This is a genomic window from Donghicola eburneus (assembly GCF_900115865.1).
Taxonomy (GTDB): domain Bacteria; phylum Pseudomonadota; class Alphaproteobacteria; order Rhodobacterales; family Rhodobacteraceae; genus Donghicola; species Donghicola eburneus.
In genome coordinates, this window is record NZ_FOXY01000005.1 from 66,459 (window position 1) to 91,526 (window position 25,068).

Below are 25,068 nucleotides of genomic sequence, written 5' to 3' on the forward strand. Positions count from 1 at the left end.
ACCATGGAAAATATCGCTGGACACAAACCGGCCCTCACGTGGGTCACCCGCATCTGCGTTCTGGTTCTGGTCATCCTGTGGCTGGTTCCGACGGTGGGGCTGTTCGTCTCGTCTTTCCGCGACCGCGACGACATTTCCGCCAGCCCGTGGTGGCAGGCACCATTCCCGACCGAGCAAACCTCGGCCGCGCGGATCAGTGGCGAACCGGCGCTGGTCGACGACGTCTATGTCCTGACGGGAAACCTGAAGGACGGCGAGGAAGGCATTGGTAAGATAACAGCTTTCGGCGTCAGTCGATCTGACCCGACAGGCATTGTGGCGGGCGAAGAGACCGAGTTGCGCGGCGGTGGGACACTCGTGGTGAACGCCGATGGCAGCTATGAAATGCGCACGCCCGAAGAGCCCAGTGACAAAGGTCAGCGCGTTTATTTCGCCGCCGAAGTGCCCCCCGAATTCACCACCGATAACTACGAGCGGGTGCTCTATTCGAACGGGATGGCACAGGCCTTTATCAACACCTTCACGGTGACCATCCCGGCGACCGTGATCCCGATCCTGATCGCGGCGTTTGCAGCCTATGCGCTGGCGTGGATGCAGTTCCCTGGCCGTGGCCTCTTGATCGCAGGGGTCGTGGGCCTGCTGGTGGTGCCCCTGCAGTTGGCTCTGGTCCCGCTTCTGCGGCTACACAACGACATCGGCATCGGACAGAGTTTTGTCGGCATCTGGTTGGCGCATACGGGCTTTGGCCTGCCGCTCGCGATTTACCTGCTGCGTAATTACATGGTCGGCCTGCCCAAGGACATCATCGAAGGAGCCAAGGTCGATGGCGCCACCGACTTCCAGATTTTCACCCGCATCGTGCTGCCCCTCAGCTTTCCGGCGCTGGCGTCCTTTGCGATCTTCCAGTTCCTGTGGACATGGAACGATCTGCTGGTTGCCAAGGTTTTCCTACCGTCCGACAGCGGCAGCTGGGTGATGACACGCAAGATCGCCGACGACCTTCTGGGCTCGCGCGGGGGCGACTGGGGTATTCTGGCGACGGCAGCCTTTGTGTCGATTGCCGTCCCGATCGCCGTGTTTTTCCTGATGCAACGCTATCTGGTCCGCGGCCTTTTGGCCGGTTCTGTGAAATAACGCGGCCCCCTCCGGCCGCATTCAAGACAATAGAAAGTACTCCCTATGGTTCCTAAACTGAGCAAAGCCGAAAACCCCGACTGGTGGCGCGGCGCTGTCATCTATCAGATCTATCCGCGCAGCTATCAGGACAGCAACGGCGACGGGATCGGCGACCTCTTGGGCATTGTGCAGCGTTTGCCCTACATCGCCTCGCTCGGGGTGGATGCGATCTGGATTTCGCCGTTTTTCACCAGCCCGATGAAGGATTTCGGCTACGACGTCAGCGACTATTGCGACGTGGACCCGATGTTCGGCTCGCTCGCGGATTTCGACGCGGTGATCGAGACGGCGCATTTCTACGGCATCAAGGTGATGATCGATCTGGTGATGTCGCACACCTCGGATCAGCATCCGTGGTTCATCGAGAGCCGCGACAGCCGTGAAAACCCCAAGGCCGATTGGTACGTCTGGTCGGACCCCAAGGAGGACGGCACGCCGCCCAACAACTGGCTGTCGATCTTTGGTGGGCCCGCGTGGCAATGGGATGCTGGCCGCGAGCAGTATTATCTGCACAATTTCCTTGTGTCCCAGCCGGACCTGAACTTCCACAATCCCGATGTGCAGGATGCAGTCCTGAGCGCCGCGCGGTTCTGGCTAGAGCGGGGGGTGGATGGTTTCCGTCTGGACACGATCAACTTCTACTTCCACGACGCCGAGCTGCGGTCGAACCCGGCGCTGCCCAAGGAAGAGCGCAAGGACACCATCGCGCCGTCGGTGAACCCATATAACCACCAGCGCCACATCTATTCCAAGAACCGCCCCGAAAACCTCGCGTTCCTAAAGAAGTTCCGCGAGCTTTTGGATGAATTCCCCGGTGCCGCGACCGTGGGCGAGGTCGGCGACGCGCAGCGTGGGCTCGAGATCATGGGCGAGTACACCCGCAAGGGCGAGGGCGTGCACATGTGCTATGCCTTTGAGTTCCTTGAGAACGAATTGCTGACGCCTGAAAAAGTCGTGCGCGTTATGAACCAAGTGGACGACGTGGCTGCCGAGGGTTGGGCGTGTTGGGCATTTTCCAACCACGACGTCATGCGTCATGCCAGCCGCTGGAACCTGCCGCCTGCGGCGCAGCGCCTGTATATCTCGCTGATGATCAGCCTGCGGGGGTCCGTCTGCCTCTATCAGGGCGAGGAACTGGGGCTCCACGAAGCGGATGTCGCCTTTGAAGATCTGCAGGACCCGTATGGCATCCAGTTTTGGCCAGAGTTCAAAGGCCGAGATGGCTGCCGGACTCCCATGGTTTGGGACATCAACGAACATAATGCGGGCTTCTCGAATGCAGCGCGGCCTTGGCTGCCCGTGTCGGGGGATCACGCCAACAAAGCTGTGGCCGAACAAGAGAAAGACCCCTCTGCGCTTCTGCATCACTACCGCCGTGTCATCGGTATGCGCCACGCGCACCAGTCCCTGGTGACAGGCGATCACGCGGACCTCAGGGCCGAGGGCACCGTGCTGTCCTTCCGCCGTGTGTGCGAAGATGAAGAGCTGTTCTGCGCGTTCAACATGTCGGACCAGCCAGCAACCATCGAAGGGCCAGTGGGCAATTGGCACACCGTCAACACCGAGATGGGCAGCTGCGGCGTGGCCGAGGATGGGAAAATCCATCTGGGTCCGTGGCAGCCCAGCTTCTTGGTAAAGATGTAAGCGCGATCGGGAGGGGGACACTATGGCCGATCTGAAACTGACCGATGTGGCGAAAAGCTACGGTCCGGTCGACGTTCTGAAGCACATTGATCTGGAGATCGAGAAGGGCGAGCTGATCGTCTTTGTTGGGCCGTCGGGCTGCGGGAAGTCGACCTTGCTGCGGATGATCGCCGGTTTGGAAAAGATAACCGGCGGTGAGTTGCAGATCGACGGGCAGGTGGTCAATAACGTGCCCCCCGCGCAGCGCGGGATCGCCATGGTGTTCCAGTCCTATGCTCTGTATCCGCATATGACCGTGCGCGAGAATATGTCTTTCGCGCTGAAGATCGCGGGGAAATCCAAGTCCGAGATTGAAGCGGCCGTAAACCGCGCCGCCAAGATTTTGCAGTTGGAGCCGTATCTGGACCGTCTGCCCAAAGCGTTGTCCGGCGGTCAGCGTCAGCGAGTGGCGATCGGGAGGTCGATCGTGCGCGACCCAAAGGTCTATCTGTTCGACGAGCCACTCTCGAACCTTGACGCTGCGCTGCGCGTGGCGACGCGGATCGAGATTGCGCAACTCAAAGAGCAAATGCCCGACAGCACGATGATCTATGTGACCCACGATCAGGTCGAGGCGATGACCCTTGCCAGCCGGATTGTTGTTCTGGCTGGTGGCGGGATCGCGCAGGTCGGTACGCCCTTGGAGCTGTACGAGCGACCCGAGAATACCTTTGTGGCGCAGTTCATCGGCTCGCCGCAGATGAACTTGCTGGGGGGGCGCATTGTCGGGACAGGACAGCAGACCCGCGTGGAACTGCCAGAGGGGCAGGGCACGATCCTGTCGAACTACCCGACCAAAGAAAGCGACATGGGGCTGGAGGTCGAGGTCGGTATCCGTCCCGAGGATATGATCGCGACTGATGGGCCTGACTATGCCTATGAGGGCGAAGTCGAGATCAAGGAAGCTTTGGGCGAGGTCACGCTGTTGTATTTCAAAAAGCAGAAGCCAGAGCATGAGCCGGTGATCGCCAAGCTGCCCGGCATCCATACGGACGTCAGGGGCAAGCGGATGCGGATGACAGCGGAAGCCGAAAAAGTGCACCTGTTTAACAACGGTCAATCCTTGCTCTACCGCTGACGCGCTAGAGAGATGTAAAAATGAAAAAGGCTGGTCGAGGGACCAGCCTTTTGCTTGTTTATTTGGTCTGGCTTAGCCGCGACGGCGACCACCACGGCGACCGCCGCGTCCACCGCCTGCTGCCATCGATGCTTTGGCGGCGTCAGCAAAGGTGGCACCTTCTTTGGTGGCTTCGAGGACTTTGGAGAACTCGATCCATGCACCGCCATTCGGGTCGTGGTTCATCAGCATGTTGGCCGCTTTGATGGCTTCCATTTCCACCTGACGGACAGGGTTCATGATCGCCGAGGTCATGCCCGCGCCGATGGCCATGGGCAGGAAGGCCGCGTTGATGCCGTGACGGTTGGGCAGGCCGAAGCTGATGTTCGACGCGCCGCAGGTGGTGTTCACGCCGAGTTCGTCGCGCAGGCGGCGGACCAGAGCAAAAACCTGCTGGCCAGCGGTCGCCATCGCGCCGACGGGCATGACCAGCGGGTCAACTACGATGTCATGGGCGGGAATGCCAAAGTCAGCGGCGCGCTCGACGATTTTCTTGGCGACGGCAAAGCGGACATCGGGGTCTTCGGAGATGCCGGTGTCGTCGTTCGAGATCGCCACAACGGGAACGTTGTACTTTTTGACCAGCGGCAGAACCAGTTCCAGACGGTCTTCTTCGCCGGTGACCGAGTTCAGCAGGGGGCGGCCGTTTGCTGCTGCCAGACCTGCCTCGAGTGCGGCAGGGACCGAGCTGTCGATGCACAGCGGCGTGTCGGTCAGACCCTGCACCAGCTGGATCATCTTGGTCATCAGCGGCGGTTCGGTCTCGTTCGGGTTGGGGTTCGAGTTGTAGACAACCCCTGCGTTGATATCGAGGACCATGGCCCCGCAAGCGACCTGTTCCAGCGCGTCTTTTTCAACGGTGCTGAAATCGCCTGCTTCCAGCTCGGCTGCCAGTTTCTTGCGGCCGGTGGGGTTGATACGTTCGCCGATGACGCAGAAGGGCTCGTCAAAGCCGATGGTGACAGTCTTGGTTTGCGACTCGATGACAGTGCGGGTCATTGGCGTTCCTTAGTCTTGGTTTGCGGGGACAGCAGAGCGTCCGCCGTTGTCGATGGCCCACTGCGCGTTAGTCTTGATGCCGCCGAGCGGGAAGAAATGGACATTGGTGATGTTGAAATCGGGGTTGGCGGCCTTGTGTGCGGCCAGTTCTGCGACGACCTCGTTGGGCTCGAAGGGCAGCATCAGCTTGGTCACGTCTTTGGCGCGCTTCTGCAGAACCTTGAGAGAGGGGCCGACGCCGCAAGCAACCGCGAACTTGATCATGGTCTGCAGCTTGGCAGGGCCCGCGATACCGATGTGGATCGGCAGGTCAACGCCAGCGGCCTTGATGCTGTCAGCCCATTCGATGATCGGCTTTGCTTCGAAGCAGAACTGGGTCGCCAGAGCCATTTCGGCATCGGTGCGCTCGTTGAACGACGCCTTCCAGCGCAGAGCGTCCATGACGTTCTGGTCGCCGCCCTTGGGGTCGATGTCCTTGTTGCCTTCGGGGTGGCCCGCGACGTGGAGGCGAGTGAAGCCAGCGCGGTCAAAGAGGCCGGTTTCCATCAGCTGCATGGAGCTGTGGAATTCGCCGTGGGGCTGCGCAACGCCGCCAGCCAGAAGAAGCGCCTGTTTGACGCCTGCTTCACCTTGATAGCGGTTGATCCAGTCCTCGAGGGTCGCGGCGTCTTTGATGATGCGCGCGGGGAAGTGGGGCATGACCTGAAAGCCGTCATCTGCCAGACGGGCTGCGGTTTCGACCATGTCCTCGATCGGGGTGCCCTCGATGTGGGCGATGTAGACGCGTGTGCCTTCGGGCAGCAGGTCGCGGAAGTTTTCGACCTTTGACGCGGTGCGCGGCATGACTTCGATCGAGTAATCCTGAAGGAAAGCCTCGACTTGGGGGTTCACTGTGGGTGCAGCCACGTCTTCGCGCTTGCGGAAATTCAACAAAGCCATCGCGGCCTCCCAGATCTGCCGGGGTGTGCTCATGCACGCCCACCGTTTTCAATCAGCGCCTTCACTTTGGCCTGATCATACTCCTCAGTCAGCCGTGCGGCTTCCGCCTCGGCAAGGGTCTGGGGGTCACCATCCCGCGTGTCGATCACGTCTTTGCGCCATTCGGCCAGATAATCGTCAGTCTGATCGGCGCCGGATTTCATGGCGGCGCGGTCGATGGCTTGTTCAAAACGCTCTGGCAGCTGGATTTTCGCTGCTTTGCGTCCTTTGCCGACGATGACCTGAGCCGGAATATCGCGCCAGTAAACGATGGTGATCTCGGGCATGATGCGATTCCCTGTTCCCTATGCAGTCTGTTGTAGAGCGCGCGTTTGCGTCGCCTTGTGCAAATTTCGACACTGTAAAACGTGTGTGCGACCTGAGCATAATCTTGGGCACCGTTCGTGGCCATGCTGCTGGCCGTGAAAGTTCCGCATGATGATCATGTGCCTGATATGTGAAGCGGGCGGGCGGGGCGCAACGACATCTGCATATGTGCATAACCGGTCCTTGCGCATTCGGGACGGAGTGACTACCCTATTGGGTAACAATGAATGGAGGGCGTGGACATGACGCCCAGGCGTCCCGATTGCGCGGGCGCACTCCCGAAAACGGTCGAGAGCGCTCATCGCGCATCGCCCGATCCAAACGAGCTGTATGCCGCCTTGGATTTGGGCACGAACAGCTGCCGTATGCTGATTGCCAGACCTAATGGCGCTCAGTTCACGGTGGTCGATAGCTTTTCCAAGTCCGTCCAGTTGGGCGAGGGCTTGGAAAGCACTGGCAATCTAAGCCGCGCAGCCATGAACCGGACTGTGCAGGCACTAAAGGTGTGCCAGCAGAAGCTTCAGCGGCATCGCGTGACGCACATGCGTCTCGTGGCAACCGAAGCGTGTCGGAGGGCTAAGAACTCTCGTAAGTTTCTGCAACAGGTGCGTCGCGAGACAGGTCTTTCGCTAGAGATTATTCCGCCAGAGGAAGAGGCCCGCTTGGCCGTGGTGTCCTGCGCACCGCTGGTCAGCCCGCGCACGCAGCAGTTGTTGGTGGTTGATATCGGCGGCGGGTCGACGGAATTGGTCTGGATTGATCTGGCCCAAGTGCCGCGCCGCGAGCGTGCGAAATCCATCATGCGCCTGCATCAGGGGTTCAAGACCCGTGGTCCGCGCCTGAACCACCCGCCGGCCAAGGTGGTGGACTGGATCAGCGTGCCCTATGGCGTGGCAACCCTGCGCGAGCAATTCTCGGACGTTGAGGATGACGCAGCGCGGTTTGCCCTGATGAGTTGGTTCTTTGAAGAGAACTTGGCCGAGTTCGCGCCCTATGCCCGCGAGCAACAGCGTCAGGGATTCCAGATTGTCGGCACCAGCGGCACGGTGACAACCGTTGCGGCCTCGCACCTCGGGCTCAAGCGCTACGACCGGACCAAGGTTGACGGGTTGCGCATGAACTCGGACCAGATCAACAAAGTGATCGACGGCTACCTCAAACTAGGCCCCGAAGGCCGCCGCCGCGACCCCCGCATTGGAAATGATCGCCAGACCCTGATCATGTCAGGCTCTGCGATCCTGCAAGCGCTCTTGCGCTGTTGGCCTACGGACCGCCTTTCGGTGGCGGATCGTGGTCTGCGCGAGGGGCTTTTGTACGCACAGATGAGCGTCGATGGCGTTCTGAAGGACATCGAATAATGGCGAAAAAACCAACCAAAAACACGTCGGGTCGCGGCCAGCGCGATCTGACCGTCAAAGTTAAAACCGCCCGCGGGCGCACGACCAGTCAGCAGCGCTGGTTGCAGCGACAGCTCAACGACCCTTATGTCAAACGTGCCAAGGAAGAAGGGTATCGCGGTCGCGCGGCCTTCAAGATTTTGGAGCTCGACGAGAAGTATCGCTTCCTCGTACCTGGCGCGCGCGTCGTGGATCTGGGGTGCGCCCCTGGCGGGTGGTGTCAGGTGGCGGTCAAACGCGTGAATGCCTTGGGCGAGAAAAAGGGCAAGGCGATCGGCACCGTGCTTGGCGTGGACCTGCAAGAGGTCGAAGCCATCGCAGGCGCTGAAATTCATCAGCTGGACTTCTTGGCCGATGACGCCGACCTGCAGGTCAAGGAATGGCTTGGCGGCAGTGCGACTGTGGTCATGTCGGACATGGCGGCTGCGTCCAGCGGTCACAAGCAGACGGACCACCTGCGCATCATCGCCCTGTGCGAGGCTGCGGCCTATTTCGCATTCGACGTGCTGGAGCCCGAGGGAACGTTTGTTGCCAAGGTTTTGGCAGGTGGGGCCGAGGGCAGCCTGCAGCAACTTTTGAAGCAGCGCTTCAAGAAAGTGGTCAACGTCAAACCCCCGTCGAGCCGCGCCGACAGCTCTGAAAAATTCGTGGTCGCCACAGGCTTCCGCGGCGAAGAGGCGTCCGAAGACGAGGATGACGATGTCTGAGGCGACCCACGTCTCATTGAGTGCCTTGCTCGATCTTGGGTGGGGCAGGCTTTTGGCGGGGGCGCAGTCGCGGGACGCTGCGGCACGGCATCCGACTTTGGCGACCTTTGGGCTAAGCGGTTGGCCTGAAATGCGCAGCGTCGTGCTGCGCGGGGTGAACCCCGATGCGGGGACGCTAGAAGTGCACACCGATGTCGCGTCGGAAAAGGTGTCAGAGTTGCGCGAAGCCCCCAATGCCGGTCTGCACGTGTGGGACCCGTCCGCATCGCTGCAAATCCGACTGCGAGGCAAGATGAAAGAGCGCCCGCGCAAGGAATTGCCCCCGATTTGGGAGGCTGTGCCGGATCAGGCGCGCAAAGTTTACGGGGGGCATCCCTATCCTGGATACGCGATCCAAAGCCCCTATGATCATACAGATGATCCCCAGCTTGATCGCTTTGCGGTGCTCAAATTCGAAGTGGCAGAAATCGAGCTGTTGCTCATTGAGGCTGACAAGCACAAACGCGCGCTTTATCGGCGCGTGAATGGGTTCGCTGGCCAGTGGCTCGCGCCCTGATCAGAGTTGACCAAAGACCACGGCTTCGACCTCGTCCCAACTGACGGGGTTTTCGAAGACCTCTTCGACGGGCGGGGGCATCAAGGGGGCTAGCTGTCGTCGCCAATAACTCACGCGCTCTCTCATACGGTTGCTTTGCCCGATCTCTTCGGCGACGTCAGCCGCCGCCAAATCGTCCAGACTTCCCAGCACAAAAGCAAAGGCACGTTCGTCAATCGTCATTTAACAGGCAGCTCCGAGTAGTTGGGTGCGTAGCGCGACACCCGCGCTTCTTACCCTTCTACCAACGACCTGAGACGGCAGATTGTAGAGTGACCCGAGGTCATCTAAGGACAGCCCGTAGACCAATCGGGCTACCAACATCTCGGCCGCTTGGACGGAAAGTGTCCGTAAGGCTGTATTGATCCGACCAACTTGATGGTGCCGCAATTGCCGCTCGGTCTGGTCGAGGTCCGCGTCCTCTTCCCACGCGATGTTGCGTCCGTAGAAGGGCTGGTCACCGGCTTTTTCCTTCAGCCTTTCAATGGCCAAGCAGCGCGTGCGGCGCAGCAGCCAGTCCAGCCCGTCCTCCACAGAGGGGTCATAAGTCGCAGCCTCGCGCCAGACGCGGGGCATCAGCTCCAGATAGGTGATCCGAGCGAGTTCGCGGTCGCTCAGTAGGCGGGCAAGCTCTGTGTAGAGCTTGTTGCCATGCATCTGATGCAATTCGCGTAATGCGTTTTTGTCGCGACCAGCGATCCTTTTTAGGACTTCTTCGGTCGCACACTCCAGAACTTCGTTTTCCACGATGAAACACTCCGACTACACACTTACTGGTATGTAGAACGGCCCATACGGGACGTGTTTTAGCTCCAAAGGTATAATTATTAATACCTCGGGATATACAGCTATCCTTCGGGTATGCGTCAGGCGGGCTGGAGAGATTTCGCGTCGGCCTTGATCATGTCGGCCGCCTTTTCTGCGATCATGATGGTTGGCGAGTTTGTGTTGCCCGAGGTGATCGTCGGCATGACCGAGGCGTCAACCACGCGCAGCCCCTGAATACCTCTGACCCGGCAGGCATTGTCGACTACAGCGCGGTCATCCGTTCCCATGCGCGCGGTGCCCACGGGATGGAAGATGGTCGAAGCGATGTTGCCCGCGCCTTCGGCGAGTTCCGCGTCGGTCTGGTATTGCGGACCTGGCTTGAACTCTTCGGGCGAGAACTGCGCCATGGTGGGTTGGCTCATAATCTGGCGGGTCAACTTGATGGCATTGGCCGCGACGATGCGATCGCCTTCGGTTGACAGATAGTTGGGTTGAATTTCCGGCGGGGTCAGCGCGTCGGGCGCGGTTATATGCACATGACCACGGCTTTCGGGACGCAGATGACAGACGCTCGCAGTGATGGCGGGGAAGTCGTGGGGCGCTTGGCCGAACGCTTCGAGAGTCACTGGCTGAACGTGGTACTCCAGATCGGGCGTCGCCACATCGGGGCTGGAATACGCAAAGGCTGCCAGCTGGCTCGGCGCCATGGACATCGGGCCGGAGCGTTTCAGCAGGTATTCGAGGCCGATCATGCCTTTGCCAAAGAGGGTGTTCGCCATGGTATTCAAGGTCTTGGCCCCGTGCACCTTGTAGGCGCAGCGGATTTGCAGATGGTCTTGCAGGTTGCCCCCCACATCAGGAGCGTCGAGCCGGACGTCGATCCCGTGTTCTTGCAGAAGCGCGCCGGGACCAATGCCGGACAGTTGCAGCAGTTGAGGAGAGTTGATTGCGCCAGCGCTCAGGATGACTTCGCCGCGTGCGGTGGCACGGGCAGGGGCGCCTTGGACCCGCAGTTTCACGCCGCTGGCGCGCATGCCATCAAAGGTAAGTGTTTCGGCCTGTGCATGGGTGACGACCCGCAGGTTCGGACGGTTACTGGCGGGCCGCAGGAACCCTTTTGACGTGCTCCAACGCCAGCCTGCCTTCTGGTTGACCTTGAAATACCCGACGCCAAAGTTGTCGCCAGTGTTGAAATCAGGGGTCTCGGGGATGCCAGCTTCGACGGCGGCGTCCTTCCACGCCTCTAGGATGTCCCACTTCAGGCGTTGCTCTTCGACGCGCCACTCACCGCCCGCGCCGTGGTGTTCGTTTGCGCCGCCATAGTAATCTTCGGACTTGATGAAATAGGGCAGGACATCGTCCCAGCCCCAACCAGTCAGACCCATCTGGCGCCAGCCGTCATAGTCGGCCGCTTGGCCGCGCAGGTAGAGCATGCCGTTGATGGACGAGCAGCCCCCCAGCACTTTGCCCCGAGGGTAGAGCAGCTCGCGGCCATTTAGGCCCTCACAGGCGGCGGTCTTATACCCCCAATCCGTGCGCGGGTTGCCGATGCAATAGAGATAGCCAACAGGGATGTGGATCCAATGGTATTTGTCGTGGCCGCCCGCCTCGAGCAGCAGCACCGACTTGGTGGGGTCTTCGCTGAGCCTGTTGGCCAGAACGCAGCCCGCCGAGCCAGCCCCGACGATCACATAATCATAAGTCCCCAATTCAAACATGGCGCATCCTCCCCGGTACCATCTGTCCTTGGTGCAACTATTGCCGTTATTGGCTGGACGGGAAATGAACGGTTTTGCACAATGCATGTCGAAAAACGTGCAGAGGTAATGATGCAGTTCGATTGGGAAGACATCCGCTATTTCTTGGAGACTGAGCGGGCAGGGCGCATGACCTTGGCGGCCCGACGGCTTGGCGTCAGCCACACCACTGTGGCCCGCCACATCGAGCGGCTTGAGCGCGCCATCGGCACCCCTGTCTTCGAGCGTAGCGACGAAGGCATGCTGCTGACCGAAACTGGTGAGCACATGCTCGCCCACGCGCGCGAGATGGAGCGGAACGCACTGGCGCTGGGGGATCGTTTGGGGCGTGGAGCGTCCGAGGAATTGTCGGGTGTTGTCCGTGTTGGCGCCCCGGATGGTTTCGGGAACGCCGTTCTGTCGCACATTCTGCCGAAGATCCTGCGTGATAATCCAGGGCTGCGGGTGGAACTGGTCCCTGTCCCGCGCACCCACAAGCTGTGGAAGCGGGATGTCGACATTGCGATCAGTCTGGATCGCCCGCAAACCGGCCGTCTGATCATGCGCAAGTTGGTAGATTATGACCTAAGGCTTTACGGTGCGCCTGCGCTCTTGGCCAATCCGCCCAAATCGGTCGAGGGGCTGACCAATTACCCCTTTGTCGGATACATCGACGACCTGCTCTATACTGGCGAGCTGGACTTCAACCGCCTGATCCATCCGCAACTGCAGACGGTCTACAAGGCCGCAACAGTCAAAGCGCAGCTTGACGCGGTGCGCGCAGGGGCGGGGCTGGGGGTGCTGCCATGCTTCATGGCGCATCAAACAGAGCTGGTGCCCCTCTTGACCGACGAGGTGCAGTTCAACCGCCGCTATTGGCTGCTCTATCCCGAAGAGTTTCGCGACCTACAGCGCATACGGCGTGTGGCCGATTTTATCGTGGATGCGGTGCGGATCAGTGAGGTGCCCTTTGTCTATCAATGAATACAAACGCCGCCCTGAAATTCAGGGCGGCGCCTCTTTTCAAGCACTCGGGGGAGGTTCCTTACTGCTTGATTTTGACTGTGTTTCTTTTGCCCTGCTGGCTCAGTTTGGCGACGTTGTAATTGCCAATCTGATCAACGGTCACATTCTGTGAATCGTTGCCGGTTCCTTTGACTTTGCCAATCAAGATGTTGCTGGTACCGTTTTGGGTCAGGTTGTAGGCGCCGTTGTTGTCGTTGATCTTCAGGTCCATCAGGTTGCTCGCGCCAAGCTGAGTGGTGTTAAAAATGTTGCTGGAACCAGTGATTGCCGCGTCCAGAGTGTTGGCATTGCCGGTCTGGATGCTGACCACGTCGTTTGATGCACCTGTAATGGTGATCTCGTACTGGTTTTTGCCCATTACCTCGCCTTCGGCTGCCATTTGCGACAGGGCCAGTGTGTTCGAGCCGCCAGTCAGGGTGATGGTTGCTTCGTTTTCGTTGCCGGACTGCGAGGTTTTGAACAAGTTGCTGTTGCCAGTGACCTCAAGGGTCAACTTGTTGTCCAGCCCAGCTTGGAACAGGCCGTTGTCATCATTGGTCATGTCACCGTCGTAATCGGTGCTGTTGCTCTGGCCGGCAATGCCCACGATGATACTGTTGCCAGTTTGCGCTGGGTCCGCTCCTGCAACACCTTGCTGTGCACGCAGTGTGTTCGAGGCGCCTTCAACATCGAAAACCATGGCGTTCGCGTTACCAATCTGGATCAACTGAAGCGCATTCGAGTCGCCGCTCAGGGTGCCGATACTGATATCGTTGTTGTTGCCTGTCTGGCTTGCACCGAGATCGACGTTGTCGTTCATGATCGTGACAGCCGTGATCGTGTTCGCGTCACCGTCCTGGACAAAGGCCGTCTGGTTGTTGTCGCCGGTGATCATTGTCATGCCAGTAACGTTGCCCGCGCCGTTTTGCAGGATGCCGAACTGGTTGTCGTTGCCGTTCGCATTCCACCAAGCTTCGTTCTGATCTCCTGTCTGCGAGATGATGCTGCTTGTTGCGGAAATTCCGGATGCGAAGCGTGCGGTCAGACCACCGTTGCCGTTGCCATCACCAGTTATGGTAATCGAAAGGGCGTTACTGTTGCCGTTCTGTACCAGGCCTGCGGTGTTTCCGTTTACCGCACCAGCCGAACCAGAGTTGTTTTGCGAGATCGTGGCAGAGTTTCCAGTCCCGCCGCCTTGGGTCACGGTTGTGATCAGGTTTGCCATGCCGGTCTGAGACAGCGATATGGTATTTGCAGACCCTTCTTGGGTGATCACTTCACCGTCTTGGCCGATGCGGTTGGCGCTTGCGATGCCAGACACTGCTCCGCCGTCTTGCCGGCTCTGGTTGATTGTGATCGAGTTAGCATCACCACTCAGAGTGTTACTCTGTTGGATCGAGGTCACAATGTTCGCAGACTCAGCGGGTGTGGTGTTGTTGGCCGAGCCCTGAGTGATTGAAATCGCGTTCTGGCTCGCAGTGGACCCGCTCACGCCGGTCTGCGTGATCGACTGAACAACGTTGCTGTTCTGGTTCTGTGTGATGGTGGTCGAGTTGCGGTCGCCAATTTGCTGAAAGCCAGTCCCGACGGTGCCGACGCTATTGCTGTTGCCGCCCTGTGTCACGGTCAAAGTGTTCAGGGTGCCATTCTGAATTGCGTAGATATCGTTTTCTTCTTCATTCGCGATCAGGCCTACCGTATTCAGGCCGCCTTCTTGCGTGATAGTGGCTGTGTTGTCATCGCCAAATTGATCAAGTAGCGCGGCATTGTTCACATCCTGCGCAGCGACTGACGACGAGATAACCGCAATCGATGCAGAATTGATGAGAAGGGCTTTAACTTTCATTTTGTATTCCGATCAGTGAGTGGTTCGACTTGCTTTTTGTTGTGTGCAGATGCACCCGTTACCGCCACTGCGCCCGTAAAGCTTCGCAGCCATACCATAGATTTTATTTATCTTTTCACACACACCAACGACTGGAGAGTGTCGCAAGTATTGTGCCACCTTCATAATCTCGAATGTGAGTCGTGGAACCCCAAAAGTGTAATTAATAGTTTACACATGCACCCACTATGGAGATTTGGTGACACCCGAACGGATATAATATTGATACCTTGGTGTGTAATTACGTCTTAACGAGTGGGTAAATTCTACTAGAGACTGTAATTAATTTATGGGTGCAACTTGTTAAAATGTCTGTAAATAGTATTTCCAAAACAATCGTCCCCGAAAAGCAGGCAGGCACATGGCAGATCGAATCACTCTGGTACTCGTCACAGCGCTGTCGTTTGCGGCAGGACACGCGGCGTCGCAGGACTTAGTCTATCAGCCAGTGAACCCGAGCTTTGGGGGCAGCCCCCTGAATTCTGGGCATCTTCTGTCTATCGCGAATGCGCAGCGGAATGCGACGGCATCGGACTACGAGGCGCCTCGGTCCTCTAGTTCGTTCAGCAGTGCTTCGACCGGGCTCTCGCAGGCAGAGCTTTTTGCCCGACAGCTTCAGAGCCGACTCTTATCGTCCCTGTCCAGCGAAGTGGTCGAGGCCATTTTTGGGGATGACCCGCAGGAAAGCGGCAAGGTGGTGTTCGGCACTACAGAAATCACTTTTGATCGCGGGGTCGACTCGATCGACTTGACGCTCACGGATACGGTCGAGGGTACTGTGACCGAGATCTCGGTGCCCCAGCTGGTCGTAAACTGATGGGGTGGTTGGTCAGAACCGCAGTGGCTGGAGTAGCCGCGCTAAGCCTATCGGCGTGCGATGCGAACCTTCCGGGGCTCTACCGTGATCTGGATAATGCGAAATTTGAAGCTGAGCAGAGTCAAACAACGGACCAGTCGAAGGCGCTTTTGAATGTGCCCGCGCCAGCGCGAAAGATGACGGTGTCGGTGTTTGAAATGCCCGACCTAAGTGGTCAGTGCAAAGAGACATCGACAGGTCAGAACCTGTCCCGCGCGGTCACGCAGGGTGCCGCCGACATCTTGATTAAATCTCTGGTCGAAGCCGGAGGGCGTCGTTGGTTCAGTGTTTTGGATCGCGCCGCATTGGATAGTCTTCTCAAAGAACGCCAGATCGTTACGGAAATGCGCCGTATCTACCGTGGCGAGACAGAGGTTGATCCCGCTGCACTGGGGCCAATGGACCACGCCGGAATCATGATCCAAGGCGCGATTGTGGGCTATGACTCGAATATCGTGTCTGGGGGCATCGGGGCGCAGTACCTTGGGATTGGTGCAAACCGCAGATACAAACTGGACGTGGTCACGGTGAGCTTGCGTGCGGTGTCCACTGGCTCTGGCGAGGTTCTGGCCGCAGTCATGATCCGTAAGCCGATCGCGTCGATTTCAACGCAGGGGAATGTGTTCCGCTATGTGGCGTTGGACGAAATTCTGGAAAGCGAACTGGGTGTCGCCATGAACGAACCCAAGCAGGTCGCGATTGAGGCGGCGGTACAAAAGGCTGTGCTGACCCTGATCGCAGAAGGGGTGGATGTCGGGCTGTGGGCGTTTGCCGACCCAGATGGCGGGAAAGCGTTCCTAGAGGCTTATCGTCGTGAGAAGTACGGGCAGGGCGCAACGCCAGTCGAACCGGTGTCTGCTCAGACCAAGCGGAGCCTGTTCATCCCGCGAACCGTCCCCGCAAAACCTGAACCCGATGAGGTTTCCGCTCCGATCACCACACGTCCAAACGAAGGGGTCGCCCCTCCCGTTGATCCATCGTCGGACGAGGTTTTGGGCTAGGATATCAAACGGTGCCACCCTTCAGTTTCGAGGGGGGCGAAAGACATATAGAATTCACGGAAAGGAGGCCTGTTACCCTACGTCACATCATGGCACTTGAAGGAAAGAAAAGAACATTTCCTTGTCTGAGCCATGCATCACTTCCTGAAACATATCTGTCTGATCGCTCTTGTTTTTGGTGTCCCTCTGGGGGCTGCCGAGGCAGGTGCGAACAGGATCCAAGTCAGTCAGTTGCAGATCGGGACCCCGCTTGAAGACCCGTCACTCTTTGTCCGTCCGCTCATTGCCGAACTGTCGGTGACTGGGACGCACAACGACATTGAATTGCGCCAAACGGGTTCTGGGCACGAGGCCAATCTGACGGTCTCTGGTTCGGACTGTCATATTCTGATTGAGCAGACTTCGGTCGGCGATGTCGCCAGTATACACCAAGCCGGATCCGGCAATTCACTGGTTTTGTTTCAGGGGCATTGAAACCTTTTCACCTCGGAGATCGTCATGAGGTGCATGAAACACACGACACTTCTGTTAACCGGTCTTTTGTGCGCGCCCCTGTCTGCTGTTGCTGACGGGAACAAGCTCTATCTGCTTCAGAACACTCCGACCCAAGGCGATGCCGAGGGAAACCGGATCGAGGTGGACCAGTCTAACTCGCTGTATTCCGAGTTGGGCAGAGAAGACGCGCCTTTGGTGCAAGATGGCTTTGCAAATGCCGCCCAAATCGTGGTGGAAGGGGCAGGGTCGCAAGTCGCACTATCGCAGGCGACGCAGAATATTGTCGGAAACCAAGGTGTTATTCTAGCCTACGACGGTGCGAATGCTCGGTTAGAGCAGACAGGTACCCAAAACAGCGGAACAATCAGTCTGAGCGGGGTGAACCTCGAAGGTACTCTGATCCAAGAAGGAAGCCAGCTCACTGGAACCCTCATTGCGGTAGGAGACAACGCAACCGCGTCCCTCACACAAACCGGTACGGATCTGAACGGGCGGCTCGAAGTCGAAGCCTACAATAGCTACGTCAGCTATACGATGGAGGGGAATGGCCTGTATAACCCAGGCGCTCCCGTGCGCATCTTCACTTTAAATCGCGATATTTCGGTCACCCAGCGCAATCTTTGGGGCAACGGGAACGGCAACGGAAATATTGGCAATGGCAACGGGAACGGAAACAACGGAAACGGCAACGGGAACAACGGCAACACTGGCGGCAATAATGGCAACGGGAACGGAAACGGAAACGGCTCATGAAGGGGTTTCGCACTGCGGCACTGGCCGCGGTTCTGACAGTTTGCAGCAGTTTCGCGCAGGGGCAGACACTGAGTGATCTGATTTCGGCTTTCTCCGGCGAGTGGTATTCTTTTGACCGAGTGCGCGCCCAAAGCGGTGGTGTCTGCGAAATTGACGTGACGACTGAGACGCTTGGAAATGTGTTTGTTGCCCGCTCTAAGAGTTGCGGCGCTGGTTTGGATTTGCTTGGGGCTTGGGGGATTGCCGATGGGCAGATCGTTCTCTTAACCGAAGATCAGCGCACTCTTGGTGTTCTGGGTGGCAATCAAACCCGCATGACTGGCGACGACCTTGCTTCGGGACGAAGTCTGATCCTTGAACGGCGTCAGCCCAGTGGTTTCGTCATCACACTGCAGCAGGCCATCCGAAATCAAAGCTGCCTCTATGTCGGCTATACAGCCGATTGTTCTGACAAGACCGATGTCGCCCAACTCTTGGCAGCAAAGGCCGACGCCACCGTGCCACTGACAACAGCAGCACGGCTGAACCTGCGCAATCAGCCTAGACGGGACGCTCCAGTCGCACTTGTTTTGGATAGACTGACACAGGTGTCTGCGTTCGAATGCCTGACAGCGAGCGATGGCATCTGGTGCAAAGTCGATGTGGACGGCACAGTAGGATGGTTGGCCCGCAACGGGTTGCGCCAACAGAAATGGGCCGTGACAACATTCGAACTAGCGACCGAAGGGCCGGTCTTAGAAGTCCAACCCTAGGTCCAGGGTTTTCGCCGAATGGGTCAGGGCGCCCGAGCTGATGTAATGCACTCCCGTTGCCGCGACCTCTGCCACGCGGGGCAACGTCATGTTGCCCGACGCTTCCAGCACCAGCTTGCCCGCGTTCATGGCCACGGCTTTCTCCAGAGTCGGAGTGTCCATGTTGTCCAGCAGCACGACATCCGCGCCGCCGATCTCCAGCACCTGTTCCAGCTGCTCCAGCGTGTCGACTTCGATCTCGACCCGCATCATGTGGCTGGCTTGGGCTTTGACAGCTTCAAGCACAGGGGAAATGCCGCCCGCTGCGGCGATGTGATTGTCCTTGATCAGGATGGCGTCGGACAGGCTGAAGCGGTGGTTGAAACCGCCGCCGTGCAGGACCGCTTGCTTTTCCACCAGACGTAGACCGGGTGTGGTCTTGCGCGTGCAGGTGATGCGGCAATCAGTGCCCTCGGTCTCGGCCACATAACTCGCGGTCATCGTTGCGATGCCAGTCAGACGGCCCGCAAAGTTCAAAGCGACCCGTTCGCCCGACAGAATGCTCGCGGCGCTGCCTTCGATGGTCATCAGCACGTCGTCTTTGGCGCAGGGCTGGCCGTCCGCAATCAGCGTTTCGATTTTCAGCGCGGGGTCCACCAGATGGAACGCTATCCGCGCGATCTGCATGCCAGAGACGACGCCAGCCTCGCGCGCGTTCAGCCGTGCGGTATAGGTCACATCCGCTGGGATCACCGTGCGCGTGGTGATGTCGCCATAGGTGCCAAGGTCCTCGGCCAGCGCGTTGCGGATCACGGGTTCCAGAACCAGATCGGGCAGGGGGGAATTCATCGCTTACTCCTTGGCATAGCGGGCGCGGATATCCATGGCCTCGGCCAGTGTCATCACGGACCTCTCGCCGGTCGGGTTGGTCTGCGGGAAGTCAGAGCGGAAATGCGCTCCACGGCTTTCCTCGCGCTTCAATGCGGCGGCGGCAATCAGCGTTGCGGTCGCAGTCATGTTTTTTAAGGCGTCGCAGTTCGGCTGGCTGAACTCGATCAGATAGATGCGCGCCAGCGCGTCCTTCAGGTCTGCGCCATTGCGGACGACCCCAACCTTGTCGGTCATGATTTGGCGCAGGTCCGCCACAAGATCCTCGCGTGGGGCGGCGATAGAACCTTGGGTTTCCACCAGCACTTCGGGTGCCGGAGCCGCGTCGCCAAGGCCTGCCATGATCGATGTGGCCGCACGGCGGGCGTAAACCAAAGCCTCGAGCAGGCCATTGGACGCCAAACGGTTCGCGCCGTGCAATCCGGTCGAGGCACATTCACCGCAGCACCAGAGCCCGTCCAAGGACGCGCGCCCTTCGTCATCTACCTTGATCCCGCCCATATGGTAGTGGGCCGCAGCAGCAACGGGGATCGGCTGGGTGACAGGATCAATGCCAGACCGCAAGCAGGCTTCGGCCACGGCGGGGTACTGGGTCATGATCTCGGGGCCGATGGCCTCGCGGGTGTCCAGCGCGGGTTCGTAGCCCGCTTGGGTCTGCGCATAGATGCCGCGAGCTACGATATCACGGGGCGCGAGTTCGGCGTCGGGGTGCAGGCGCTCCATAAAGCGCTTACCCAGTTTGTTGATCAGGATCGCCCCTTCGCCGCGCAGGGCTTCGGTGGCCAAGGGGGCAGGGTCCTCGCCGCACGCAATCGCGGTGGGGTGGAATTGGACAAACTCCGCATCGGCAATCTCGGCACCCGCGCGGGCGGCCATACCGATCACCTGTCCGCGAATGCGGGGCGGGTTCGTGGTCAGTTTGTACAGCCCGCCAGAGCCGCCACCCGCCAACAGATGCGCCGCGCCCTGCACCAGCACCGGCGCTGCACGCTCGTCACCGGATTGAGAGACCCAGACGCCAGTCACGCGGCCATCCACGACTTCCAGCCCTGTCGCTAGGTGCCCTTCGAGCACCTGCACCGATGGGGTCTCCCGAACCGTGGCAATCAATGCCTTCATGATTTCGGCACCCGCTTGGTCGCCGCGTACGCGCACGACGCGCGCAAAGCTGTGGGCAGCCTCGCGGCTCATGACATACCCGCCATCGTCCGTCCGGTCGAACGGCGTGCCAAGGGTTGTCAGGTTCAGGATATGCTCGCGCGCCTCGTCGCAGACAGCGGTCGCGACATGGGCATCAACGGTGCCTGCGCCCGCCAACACGGTATCACGGGCGTGGTCTTCGGGGGTGTCACGGTCGTCCATCGCCGCCGCCACGCCGCCTTGAGCCCACGCGGAACTCGCCCCTTCGCCCAAAATCTCGGGCGAGATCATCAGCACGGGGTAGGGCGCAATGGTCAGCGCCGCATAAAGCGCGCCGAGGCCGGCCCCTACGATCACCACCCGATCGGTGGTTGCACTGGTCATGATAGGATCAGAGCCCCAGTTTCTTGGACATGTCGATCATGCGCTGGACAGCAACGCGCGCCCCTTCGGCCACCGCAGGATCAACTTCGATCTGTGTGGTCATGGTGTGCAGGCTCCAGAGCACTTTTTCCAGAGTGATCATCTTCATGTAGGGGCACATGTTGCAGGGGCCGACGAAATCGACCTCGGGCAACGAATCCGCGATGTTCGAGGCCATCGAGCATTCTGTCACCAGCATCGCCTTTTCAGGCTTGTTGTCAGTGACGTATTTGATGATCCCACTGGTCGAACCACTAAAGTCCGATGCCTCGACCACCGAGGGCGGGCATTCGGGGTGCGCGATGACCACAGTGCCGGGATTCCATTCGCGGAATTCGTTGATGTCCTGCGCGGTGTACTGCTCGTGGACGATGCACGAGCCTTCCCACCAGACGATGCGCTTGTTCTTGACCTTCTGGGCCACGTTCTGCGCCAGATACTGGTCGGGGGTCATGATGACGGTGTCCGCCTCCAATGCCTCGACGATCTGGATCGCGTTCGAGCTGGTGCAGCAGATGTCCGATGCGGCCTTCACCTCGGCGGTGGTGTTCACATAGGTGACCACGGGCGCACCGGGGAACTGTTTCCGCATCTCTTCGATGCCAGCGGGGGTGATGCTTTCGGCCAGCGAGCAGCCAGCCTCCATGTCGGGCATCAGCACGGTTTTCTGGGGCGACAGAATTTTCGAGGTCTCGGCCATGAAGTGCACGCCGCCCTGAACGATCACGTCGGCTTCGACCTTCGCGGCCTCGATCGCCAGCTGCAGGCTGTCGCCGACAACGTCCGAGATTCCGTGGAAAATGTCCGGCGTCATGTAGTTGTGTGCCAGAATGACCGCGTTGCGCTCGCGCTTCAGGTCGTTGATCGCCTTGATGTAGGGCGCGGCCTGAAGGAAGTCCGGCGGTGTGACCACGCGGTCCATCTTCTTGTAGATGTCCGATAGACTCTCTGCCAGCTCGGCCGAGGGACGCAGGTCGTAGATCTCGGACAACTCCGAGCGGACGGTGTTCATATCGAGCACTTTAGGATCCTCCTAGTGCGCGTGACCCGGGGCCAGTCGTTCTGTCTGGCGGATGCGGGCCGGCGCCATTCCTTTACCGGCAGGCGAGATAAAACGAGGCCTTCTTCTACAGGTGTTTCCTGCGGGGTCAATGTCGGCGGCGCCAGTTTCACCGCCCATCACCCTAAAATATGTAGGAATTATGACGCGAAATACCACCTATGATTGTTCTAGGTGCGTCATTCCCCATGCTCAAGTGTGATGCAAATCCGCCGATGACGCTGTGGAATTCGCAAAAGTGAACAAAGAATATCTAGGCAAATCAATCGGACAGGGTCATATAGAACGTCACCCGTTCCATCCATTTGGTACAGTGCCGTGCACATTCGTCTTGAAAAGGTCAATCATATCCGCCGCCAGCGCCGGTATTGCGTGATTTCCTCGGGGCAGACGCTCTTTGGAGAATGGTTTGTGCAACGCGAGACGGGACGCATCGGGTCGCAAGGCGCGCAGCAAAGCGTTGAATATGTCAGCAGCTGGCAAGAGGCCTATGAGGCGATCGAACAAATGAAGCGCGAAACCTGCCGCAAGGGCTACGCGCCGATCCCCGTGCAATTGCATCTATTCTGAAATCATCCGCGACTTCCTGCCGCTGTTGCCTGTTAAATTGGGGGCAAACGGTGAATTTTTGGCGTTTTTCGTTTCGGTATACAATGGCACACATTGACTTGGTGCCGCGTCCGATCTAAGGCAGAGGCGACTAAGCGGCGCGCATACTGCACGTCGCCCACGGCGTCAGATTTCGGAGAAACGAAGCCATGACAAAAAGCGATACCCCCGACATCATTTATACCATCGTTGACGAAGCGCCCGAGCTGGCCAGTGCATCGCTGCTGCCGATCATCCGCTCGTTTGCGGGCAAGGCCGACATTAGCGTCGAAACCCGGAACATCTCGGTGGCGGGCCGTATTCTGGCCGTGTTCCCCGAATACCTGACCGAAGAGCAGAAGATCGCCGACGATCTGGCCGGTCTGGGTGAACTGGTGAAGACTCCCGATGCCAACGTCATCAAGCTGCCGAACATCTCGGCCTCGATGCCGCAGCTGAACGCCGCGATCAAAGAATTGCAGGACAAGGGCTACGCTGTTCCCAGCTACCCCTACGATCCCCAAACCGACGAAGAGAAAGATATCCAGAAGCGCTACGACGGGATCAAAGGCTCTGCCGTGAACCCCGTTCTGCGCGAGGGTAACTCTGACCGTCGTTCGGCCAAAGCGGTCAAAGAATACGCCAAAGCCAACCCCCACCGCATGGGCGACTGGTCGGCAGACAGCAAAACCCACGTTGCGTCCATGGACGGCAACGACTTCTACGCCAATGAAAAGGCGACCACCATCACCGCTGATCAGGCGGGTGGCGCAAAGATCGTCTTTACCGGCGAAGACGGCAGCACCAAAGTTCTGAAGGACGGTCTGTCCTACGAAGAGGGCACCATCGTTGACGCGACCTTCCTGTCGGCGTCCGCTCTGAGCGCCTTCGTCAAACAGGAAATCGCGTCGATGGAGCCGGGCGTTCTGTTCTCGGTGCACCTGAAAGCGACCATGATGAAGGTCTCGGACCCCATCATCTTTGGTCACTTCGTCAAAGGCTATCTGGAAGACTTCATCGCCAAGCATGGCGACAAACTGAAAGAACTGGGCTTCAACCCGAACCAGGGTCTGGGTGATCTGGAAGCCAAGATCGCAGGCAACGCAGAGCTGGAAGCGGACTACAAAGCTGCCATGGCCGCCAAGCCCGACATGTACATGGTGAACTCGGACAAGGGCATCACCAACCTGCACGTGTCCTCGGACGTGATCATCGACGCTTCGATGCCTGCAGTGATCCGCGCTGGCGGCATCGGCTGGGGCCCCGACGGCGAGCCTGCACCGACCAAGTGCTGCATCCCCGACAACTGCTACGCCGGTGTATATGACGAGACCATCGAGTTCTTTAAACAGAACGGCAAGCTGGACGTCACCACCTGTGGCGCTGTGTCGAACTGCGGTCTGATGGCTCAGAAAGCCGAAGAGTACGGCTCGCACCCCACTACCTTTGAAATGGACGCCCCCGGCACCGTTCAGATCGTTCTGGACAGCGGCGAGGTCATCCTCGAGCACAAGGTGGAAACCGGCGACATCTGGCGTTCGTGCACCGCAAAGAAGCTGCCGATCCTCGACTGGATCAAACTGGGCATCAACCGCACCAAAGCGACCGGTCTGGCAGCCTTCTGGCTGGACGCAAACCGGGCCCACGATGCAGAGCTGATCAAATACGTCGAGCCCGCGCTGAAAGAAGCCGGCATCGAAATCCCGATCATGGCACCCCGCGAAGCAACCCGCTTCACTCTGGAGAACATGGTTCAGGGCAAAGACGTGGTCACCATCACCGGTAACGTTCTGCGCGACTACCTGACCGACCTGTTCCCCATTCTGGAACTGGGCACCTCGGCCAAGATGCTGTCGATCGTCTCGCTGATGCAGGGCGGTGGTCTGTTCGAAACCGGCGCGGGCGGTACTGCGCCCAAGCACGTTCAGCAGGTCATCGAAGAGAGTCATTTGCGTTGGGACAGCCTTGGCGAGTTCTGCGCTCTGGGTGAATCGTTCAAGTTCCTCGCGGGCAAGGGCGATGCGAAAGCGGGTGTTCTGGGGGATGCGGTTGAAGTCGCAACCCAGAAGGTTCTGGAAAACGACAAATCGCCCAAGGGCCGTGTTGGTCAGCTCGACAACCGTGGCAGCCACTACTACTTCGCCAAGTACTGGGCAGAGGCTCTGGCCGCTCAGACAGACGATGCAGAGCTGGCAGCAGCGTTCGCTCCGATCGCCAAGGAACTCGCCGATAAAGAAGAGGCCATCCTGGCCGAGATTGGCGAAGTCGACGGCAAGCCCGGCGACTTGGGCGGCTACTACCTGCTGGATGCAGACAAGGTTGCAGCTATCATGCGCCCGAGCGCGACCCTGAACGCCATCATCGGCTAATTCAGCTGTCCATACGATTTTGAATAAGCGGGCCTCTGGTCCGCTTATTTATTTTATATCAGTAAGTTGTGCCTCGAAGTTAACCCAATACGCATCGGGTTCTCTGCCGTCTAGCCTTCGCTCCATGCAATCTCGCATAGGGCCCCTCACATACGTAGACATCCAAAAACTTCGCAAGAGCGCTAGGCTTTTCAAAATAGCAAAACCGCGCTATTTCACCGTTTTGCTTCACCAGCCCCGTTTGTGGGCCGTATTCAGGGGCTTTACGCCATGACGCAGCAGACCGAGACCCTTCGCCGCGCCGCCCGCCTGAGCGTGGCCCCGATGATGGATGGGAAAGCGTTCGGAAATCATCCTATAAAAATCAATAACTTGCCTTGTTGTTCCGGCT

The 25,068-nt window shown here is 58.9% G+C and carries 24 protein-coding genes; 14 read left to right on the forward strand and 10 right to left on the reverse strand.

Annotated features, from left to right (window positions below):
- Nucleotides 1–3: 3 nt before the first annotated feature.
- From BM225_RS10015 to BM225_RS10025, 3 genes are read left to right on the forward strand one after another with little or no spacing between them, the layout of a single operon-like run.
- A complete protein-coding gene (locus tag BM225_RS10015; protein ID WP_072706737.1) occupies nt 4–1,134 on the forward strand; it encodes a carbohydrate ABC transporter permease in 1,131 nt (376 codons plus the stop codon).
- Nucleotides 1,135–1,179: 45 nt separating this feature from the next.
- Nucleotides 1,180–2,820: an alpha-amylase family glycosyl hydrolase gene (locus BM225_RS10020; RefSeq protein WP_072706736.1), complete on the forward strand. Its 1,641-nt coding sequence runs from the start codon at nt 1,180–1,182 to the stop codon at nt 2,818–2,820.
- A 22-nt stretch (nt 2,821–2,842) separates the two neighbouring features.
- Nucleotides 2,843–3,937: an ABC transporter ATP-binding protein gene (locus tag BM225_RS10025; protein WP_072706735.1), complete on the forward strand. Its 1,095-nt coding sequence runs from the start codon at nt 2,843–2,845 to the stop codon at nt 3,935–3,937.
- Between the two features lie 72 nt (nt 3,938–4,009).
- Here the strand turns inward: BM225_RS10025 and BM225_RS10030 are convergent, their stop codons facing one another.
- From BM225_RS10030 to BM225_RS10040, 3 genes are read right to left on the reverse strand one after another with little or no spacing between them, the layout of a single operon-like run.
- On the reverse strand, nt 4,010–4,975 hold the full coding sequence (locus tag BM225_RS10030) for a methyltetrahydrofolate cobalamin methyltransferase (RefSeq protein WP_072706734.1): 966 nt from the start codon (nt 4,973–4,975) through the stop codon (nt 4,010–4,012).
- A gap of 9 nt (nt 4,976–4,984) precedes the next feature.
- Nucleotides 4,985–5,914: a methylenetetrahydrofolate reductase gene (locus BM225_RS10035; RefSeq protein WP_072706770.1), complete on the reverse strand. Its 930-nt coding sequence runs from the start codon at nt 5,912–5,914 to the stop codon at nt 4,985–4,987.
- A 29-nt stretch (nt 5,915–5,943) separates the two neighbouring features.
- Entirely contained in the window at nt 5,944–6,240 is a 297-nt protein-coding gene (locus BM225_RS10040) for a virulence factor (protein ID WP_072706733.1), read from the reverse strand.
- 282 nt (nt 6,241–6,522) lie between these two features.
- On the opposite strand from BM225_RS10040, the gene BM225_RS10045 reads away from it, so the two are divergent.
- The 3 genes from BM225_RS10045 to BM225_RS10055 are packed head-to-tail and all read left to right on the forward strand — an operon-like array spanning nt 6,523 to nt 8,940.
- Nucleotides 6,523–7,638: a Ppx/GppA phosphatase family protein gene (locus BM225_RS10045; protein ID WP_072706769.1), complete on the forward strand. Its 1,116-nt coding sequence runs from the start codon at nt 6,523–6,525 to the stop codon at nt 7,636–7,638.
- Nucleotides 7,638–8,384, forward strand: coding sequence for an RlmE family RNA methyltransferase (locus tag BM225_RS10050; RefSeq protein ID WP_072706732.1), 747 nt, complete (start codon nt 7,638–7,640; stop codon nt 8,382–8,384). The genes BM225_RS10045 and BM225_RS10050 overlap by 1 nt, the downstream gene beginning before the upstream one ends.
- Complete coding sequence (locus tag BM225_RS10055; protein ID WP_072706731.1) at nt 8,377–8,940, forward strand: pyridoxamine 5'-phosphate oxidase family protein; 564 nt, start codon at nt 8,377–8,379, stop codon at nt 8,938–8,940. The genes BM225_RS10050 and BM225_RS10055 overlap by 8 nt, the downstream gene beginning before the upstream one ends.
- Here the strand turns inward: BM225_RS10055 and BM225_RS10060 are convergent, their stop codons facing one another.
- The 3 genes from BM225_RS10060 to BM225_RS10070 all read right to left on the reverse strand — a co-directional run bounded on the left by BM225_RS10060 (nt 8,941) and on the right by BM225_RS10070 (nt 11,465).
- A complete protein-coding gene (locus BM225_RS10060; RefSeq protein ID WP_072706730.1) occupies nt 8,941–9,162 on the reverse strand; it encodes a hypothetical protein in 222 nt (73 codons plus the stop codon).
- Nucleotides 9,163–9,726: an RNA polymerase sigma factor gene (locus BM225_RS10065; protein WP_092464238.1), complete on the reverse strand. Its 564-nt coding sequence runs from the start codon at nt 9,724–9,726 to the stop codon at nt 9,163–9,165.
- A 119-nt stretch (nt 9,727–9,845) separates the two neighbouring features.
- A complete protein-coding gene (locus tag BM225_RS10070) occupies nt 9,846–11,465 on the reverse strand; it encodes a GMC family oxidoreductase (protein WP_177218599.1) in 1,620 nt (539 codons plus the stop codon).
- 111 nt (nt 11,466–11,576) lie between these two features.
- Here BM225_RS10070 and BM225_RS10075 point away from each other — a divergent pair, with 111 nt between their 5' ends.
- The gene (locus BM225_RS10075) at nt 11,577–12,467 is read left to right on the forward strand and encodes a LysR family transcriptional regulator (RefSeq protein WP_177218600.1); all 891 of its coding nucleotides are present in this window, start codon (nt 11,577–11,579) and stop codon (nt 12,465–12,467) included.
- A 61-nt stretch (nt 12,468–12,528) separates the two neighbouring features.
- Here BM225_RS10075 and BM225_RS10080 read toward each other — a convergent pair whose 3' ends face one another.
- Nucleotides 12,529–14,334: a beta strand repeat-containing protein gene (locus tag BM225_RS10080; protein WP_072706728.1), complete on the reverse strand. Its 1,806-nt coding sequence runs from the start codon at nt 14,332–14,334 to the stop codon at nt 12,529–12,531.
- Nucleotides 14,335–14,734: 400 nt separating this feature from the next.
- On the opposite strand from BM225_RS10080, the gene BM225_RS10085 reads away from it, so the two are divergent.
- From BM225_RS10085 to BM225_RS10105, 5 genes are all read left to right on the forward strand, one after another.
- Nucleotides 14,735–15,190 (forward strand): curli assembly protein CsgF, encoded by a 456-nt coding sequence (locus BM225_RS10085; protein ID WP_072706727.1) that lies wholly within the window; start codon nt 14,735–14,737, stop codon nt 15,188–15,190.
- Between the two features lie 23 nt (nt 15,191–15,213).
- Nucleotides 15,214–16,230: a CsgG/HfaB family protein gene (locus BM225_RS10090; RefSeq protein WP_177218601.1), complete on the forward strand. Its 1,017-nt coding sequence runs from the start codon at nt 15,214–15,216 to the stop codon at nt 16,228–16,230.
- 132 nt (nt 16,231–16,362) lie between these two features.
- Nucleotides 16,363–16,704, forward strand: a complete 342-nt coding sequence (locus BM225_RS10095; RefSeq protein ID WP_072706725.1) for a hypothetical protein — start codon at nt 16,363–16,365, stop codon at nt 16,702–16,704.
- A 33-nt stretch (nt 16,705–16,737) separates the two neighbouring features.
- On the forward strand, nt 16,738–17,478 hold the full coding sequence (locus BM225_RS10100) for a hypothetical protein (protein WP_072706724.1): 741 nt from the start codon (nt 16,738–16,740) through the stop codon (nt 17,476–17,478).
- Nucleotides 17,475–18,230 (forward strand): SH3 domain-containing protein, encoded by a 756-nt coding sequence (locus BM225_RS10105; RefSeq protein WP_092464242.1) that lies wholly within the window; start codon nt 17,475–17,477, stop codon nt 18,228–18,230. The genes BM225_RS10100 and BM225_RS10105 overlap by 4 nt, the downstream gene beginning before the upstream one ends.
- Here BM225_RS10105 and nadC read toward each other — a convergent pair.
- The 3 genes from nadC to nadA are packed head-to-tail and all read right to left on the reverse strand — an operon-like array spanning nt 18,213 to nt 21,672.
- Nucleotides 18,213–19,058, reverse strand: coding sequence for a carboxylating nicotinate-nucleotide diphosphorylase (nadC, locus tag BM225_RS10110; RefSeq protein ID WP_072706722.1), 846 nt, complete (start codon nt 19,056–19,058; stop codon nt 18,213–18,215). The genes BM225_RS10105 and nadC overlap by 18 nt on opposite strands.
- A 3-nt stretch (nt 19,059–19,061) precedes the next feature.
- Nucleotides 19,062–20,621, reverse strand: coding sequence for an L-aspartate oxidase (locus BM225_RS10115; RefSeq protein ID WP_072706721.1), 1,560 nt, complete (start codon nt 20,619–20,621; stop codon nt 19,062–19,064).
- 7 nt (nt 20,622–20,628) lie between these two features.
- Entirely contained in the window at nt 20,629–21,672 is a 1,044-nt protein-coding gene (nadA, locus tag BM225_RS10120) for a quinolinate synthase NadA (protein ID WP_420809851.1), read from the reverse strand.
- 366 nt (nt 21,673–22,038) lie between these two features.
- On the opposite strand from nadA, the gene BM225_RS10125 reads away from it, so the two are divergent.
- Together BM225_RS10125 and BM225_RS10130 are read left to right on the forward strand one after the other, a co-directional pair.
- Entirely contained in the window at nt 22,039–22,290 is a 252-nt protein-coding gene (locus BM225_RS10125; protein ID WP_072706719.1) for a WGR domain-containing protein, read from the forward strand.
- A gap of 188 nt (nt 22,291–22,478) precedes the next feature.
- Nucleotides 22,479–24,677 carry an NADP-dependent isocitrate dehydrogenase gene (locus BM225_RS10130; protein ID WP_072706718.1) on the forward strand — a complete coding sequence of 733 codons (2,199 nt, stop codon included), beginning with the start codon at nt 22,479–22,481 and terminating at the stop codon, nt 24,675–24,677.
- Nucleotides 24,678–25,068: the final 391 nt, after the last annotated feature.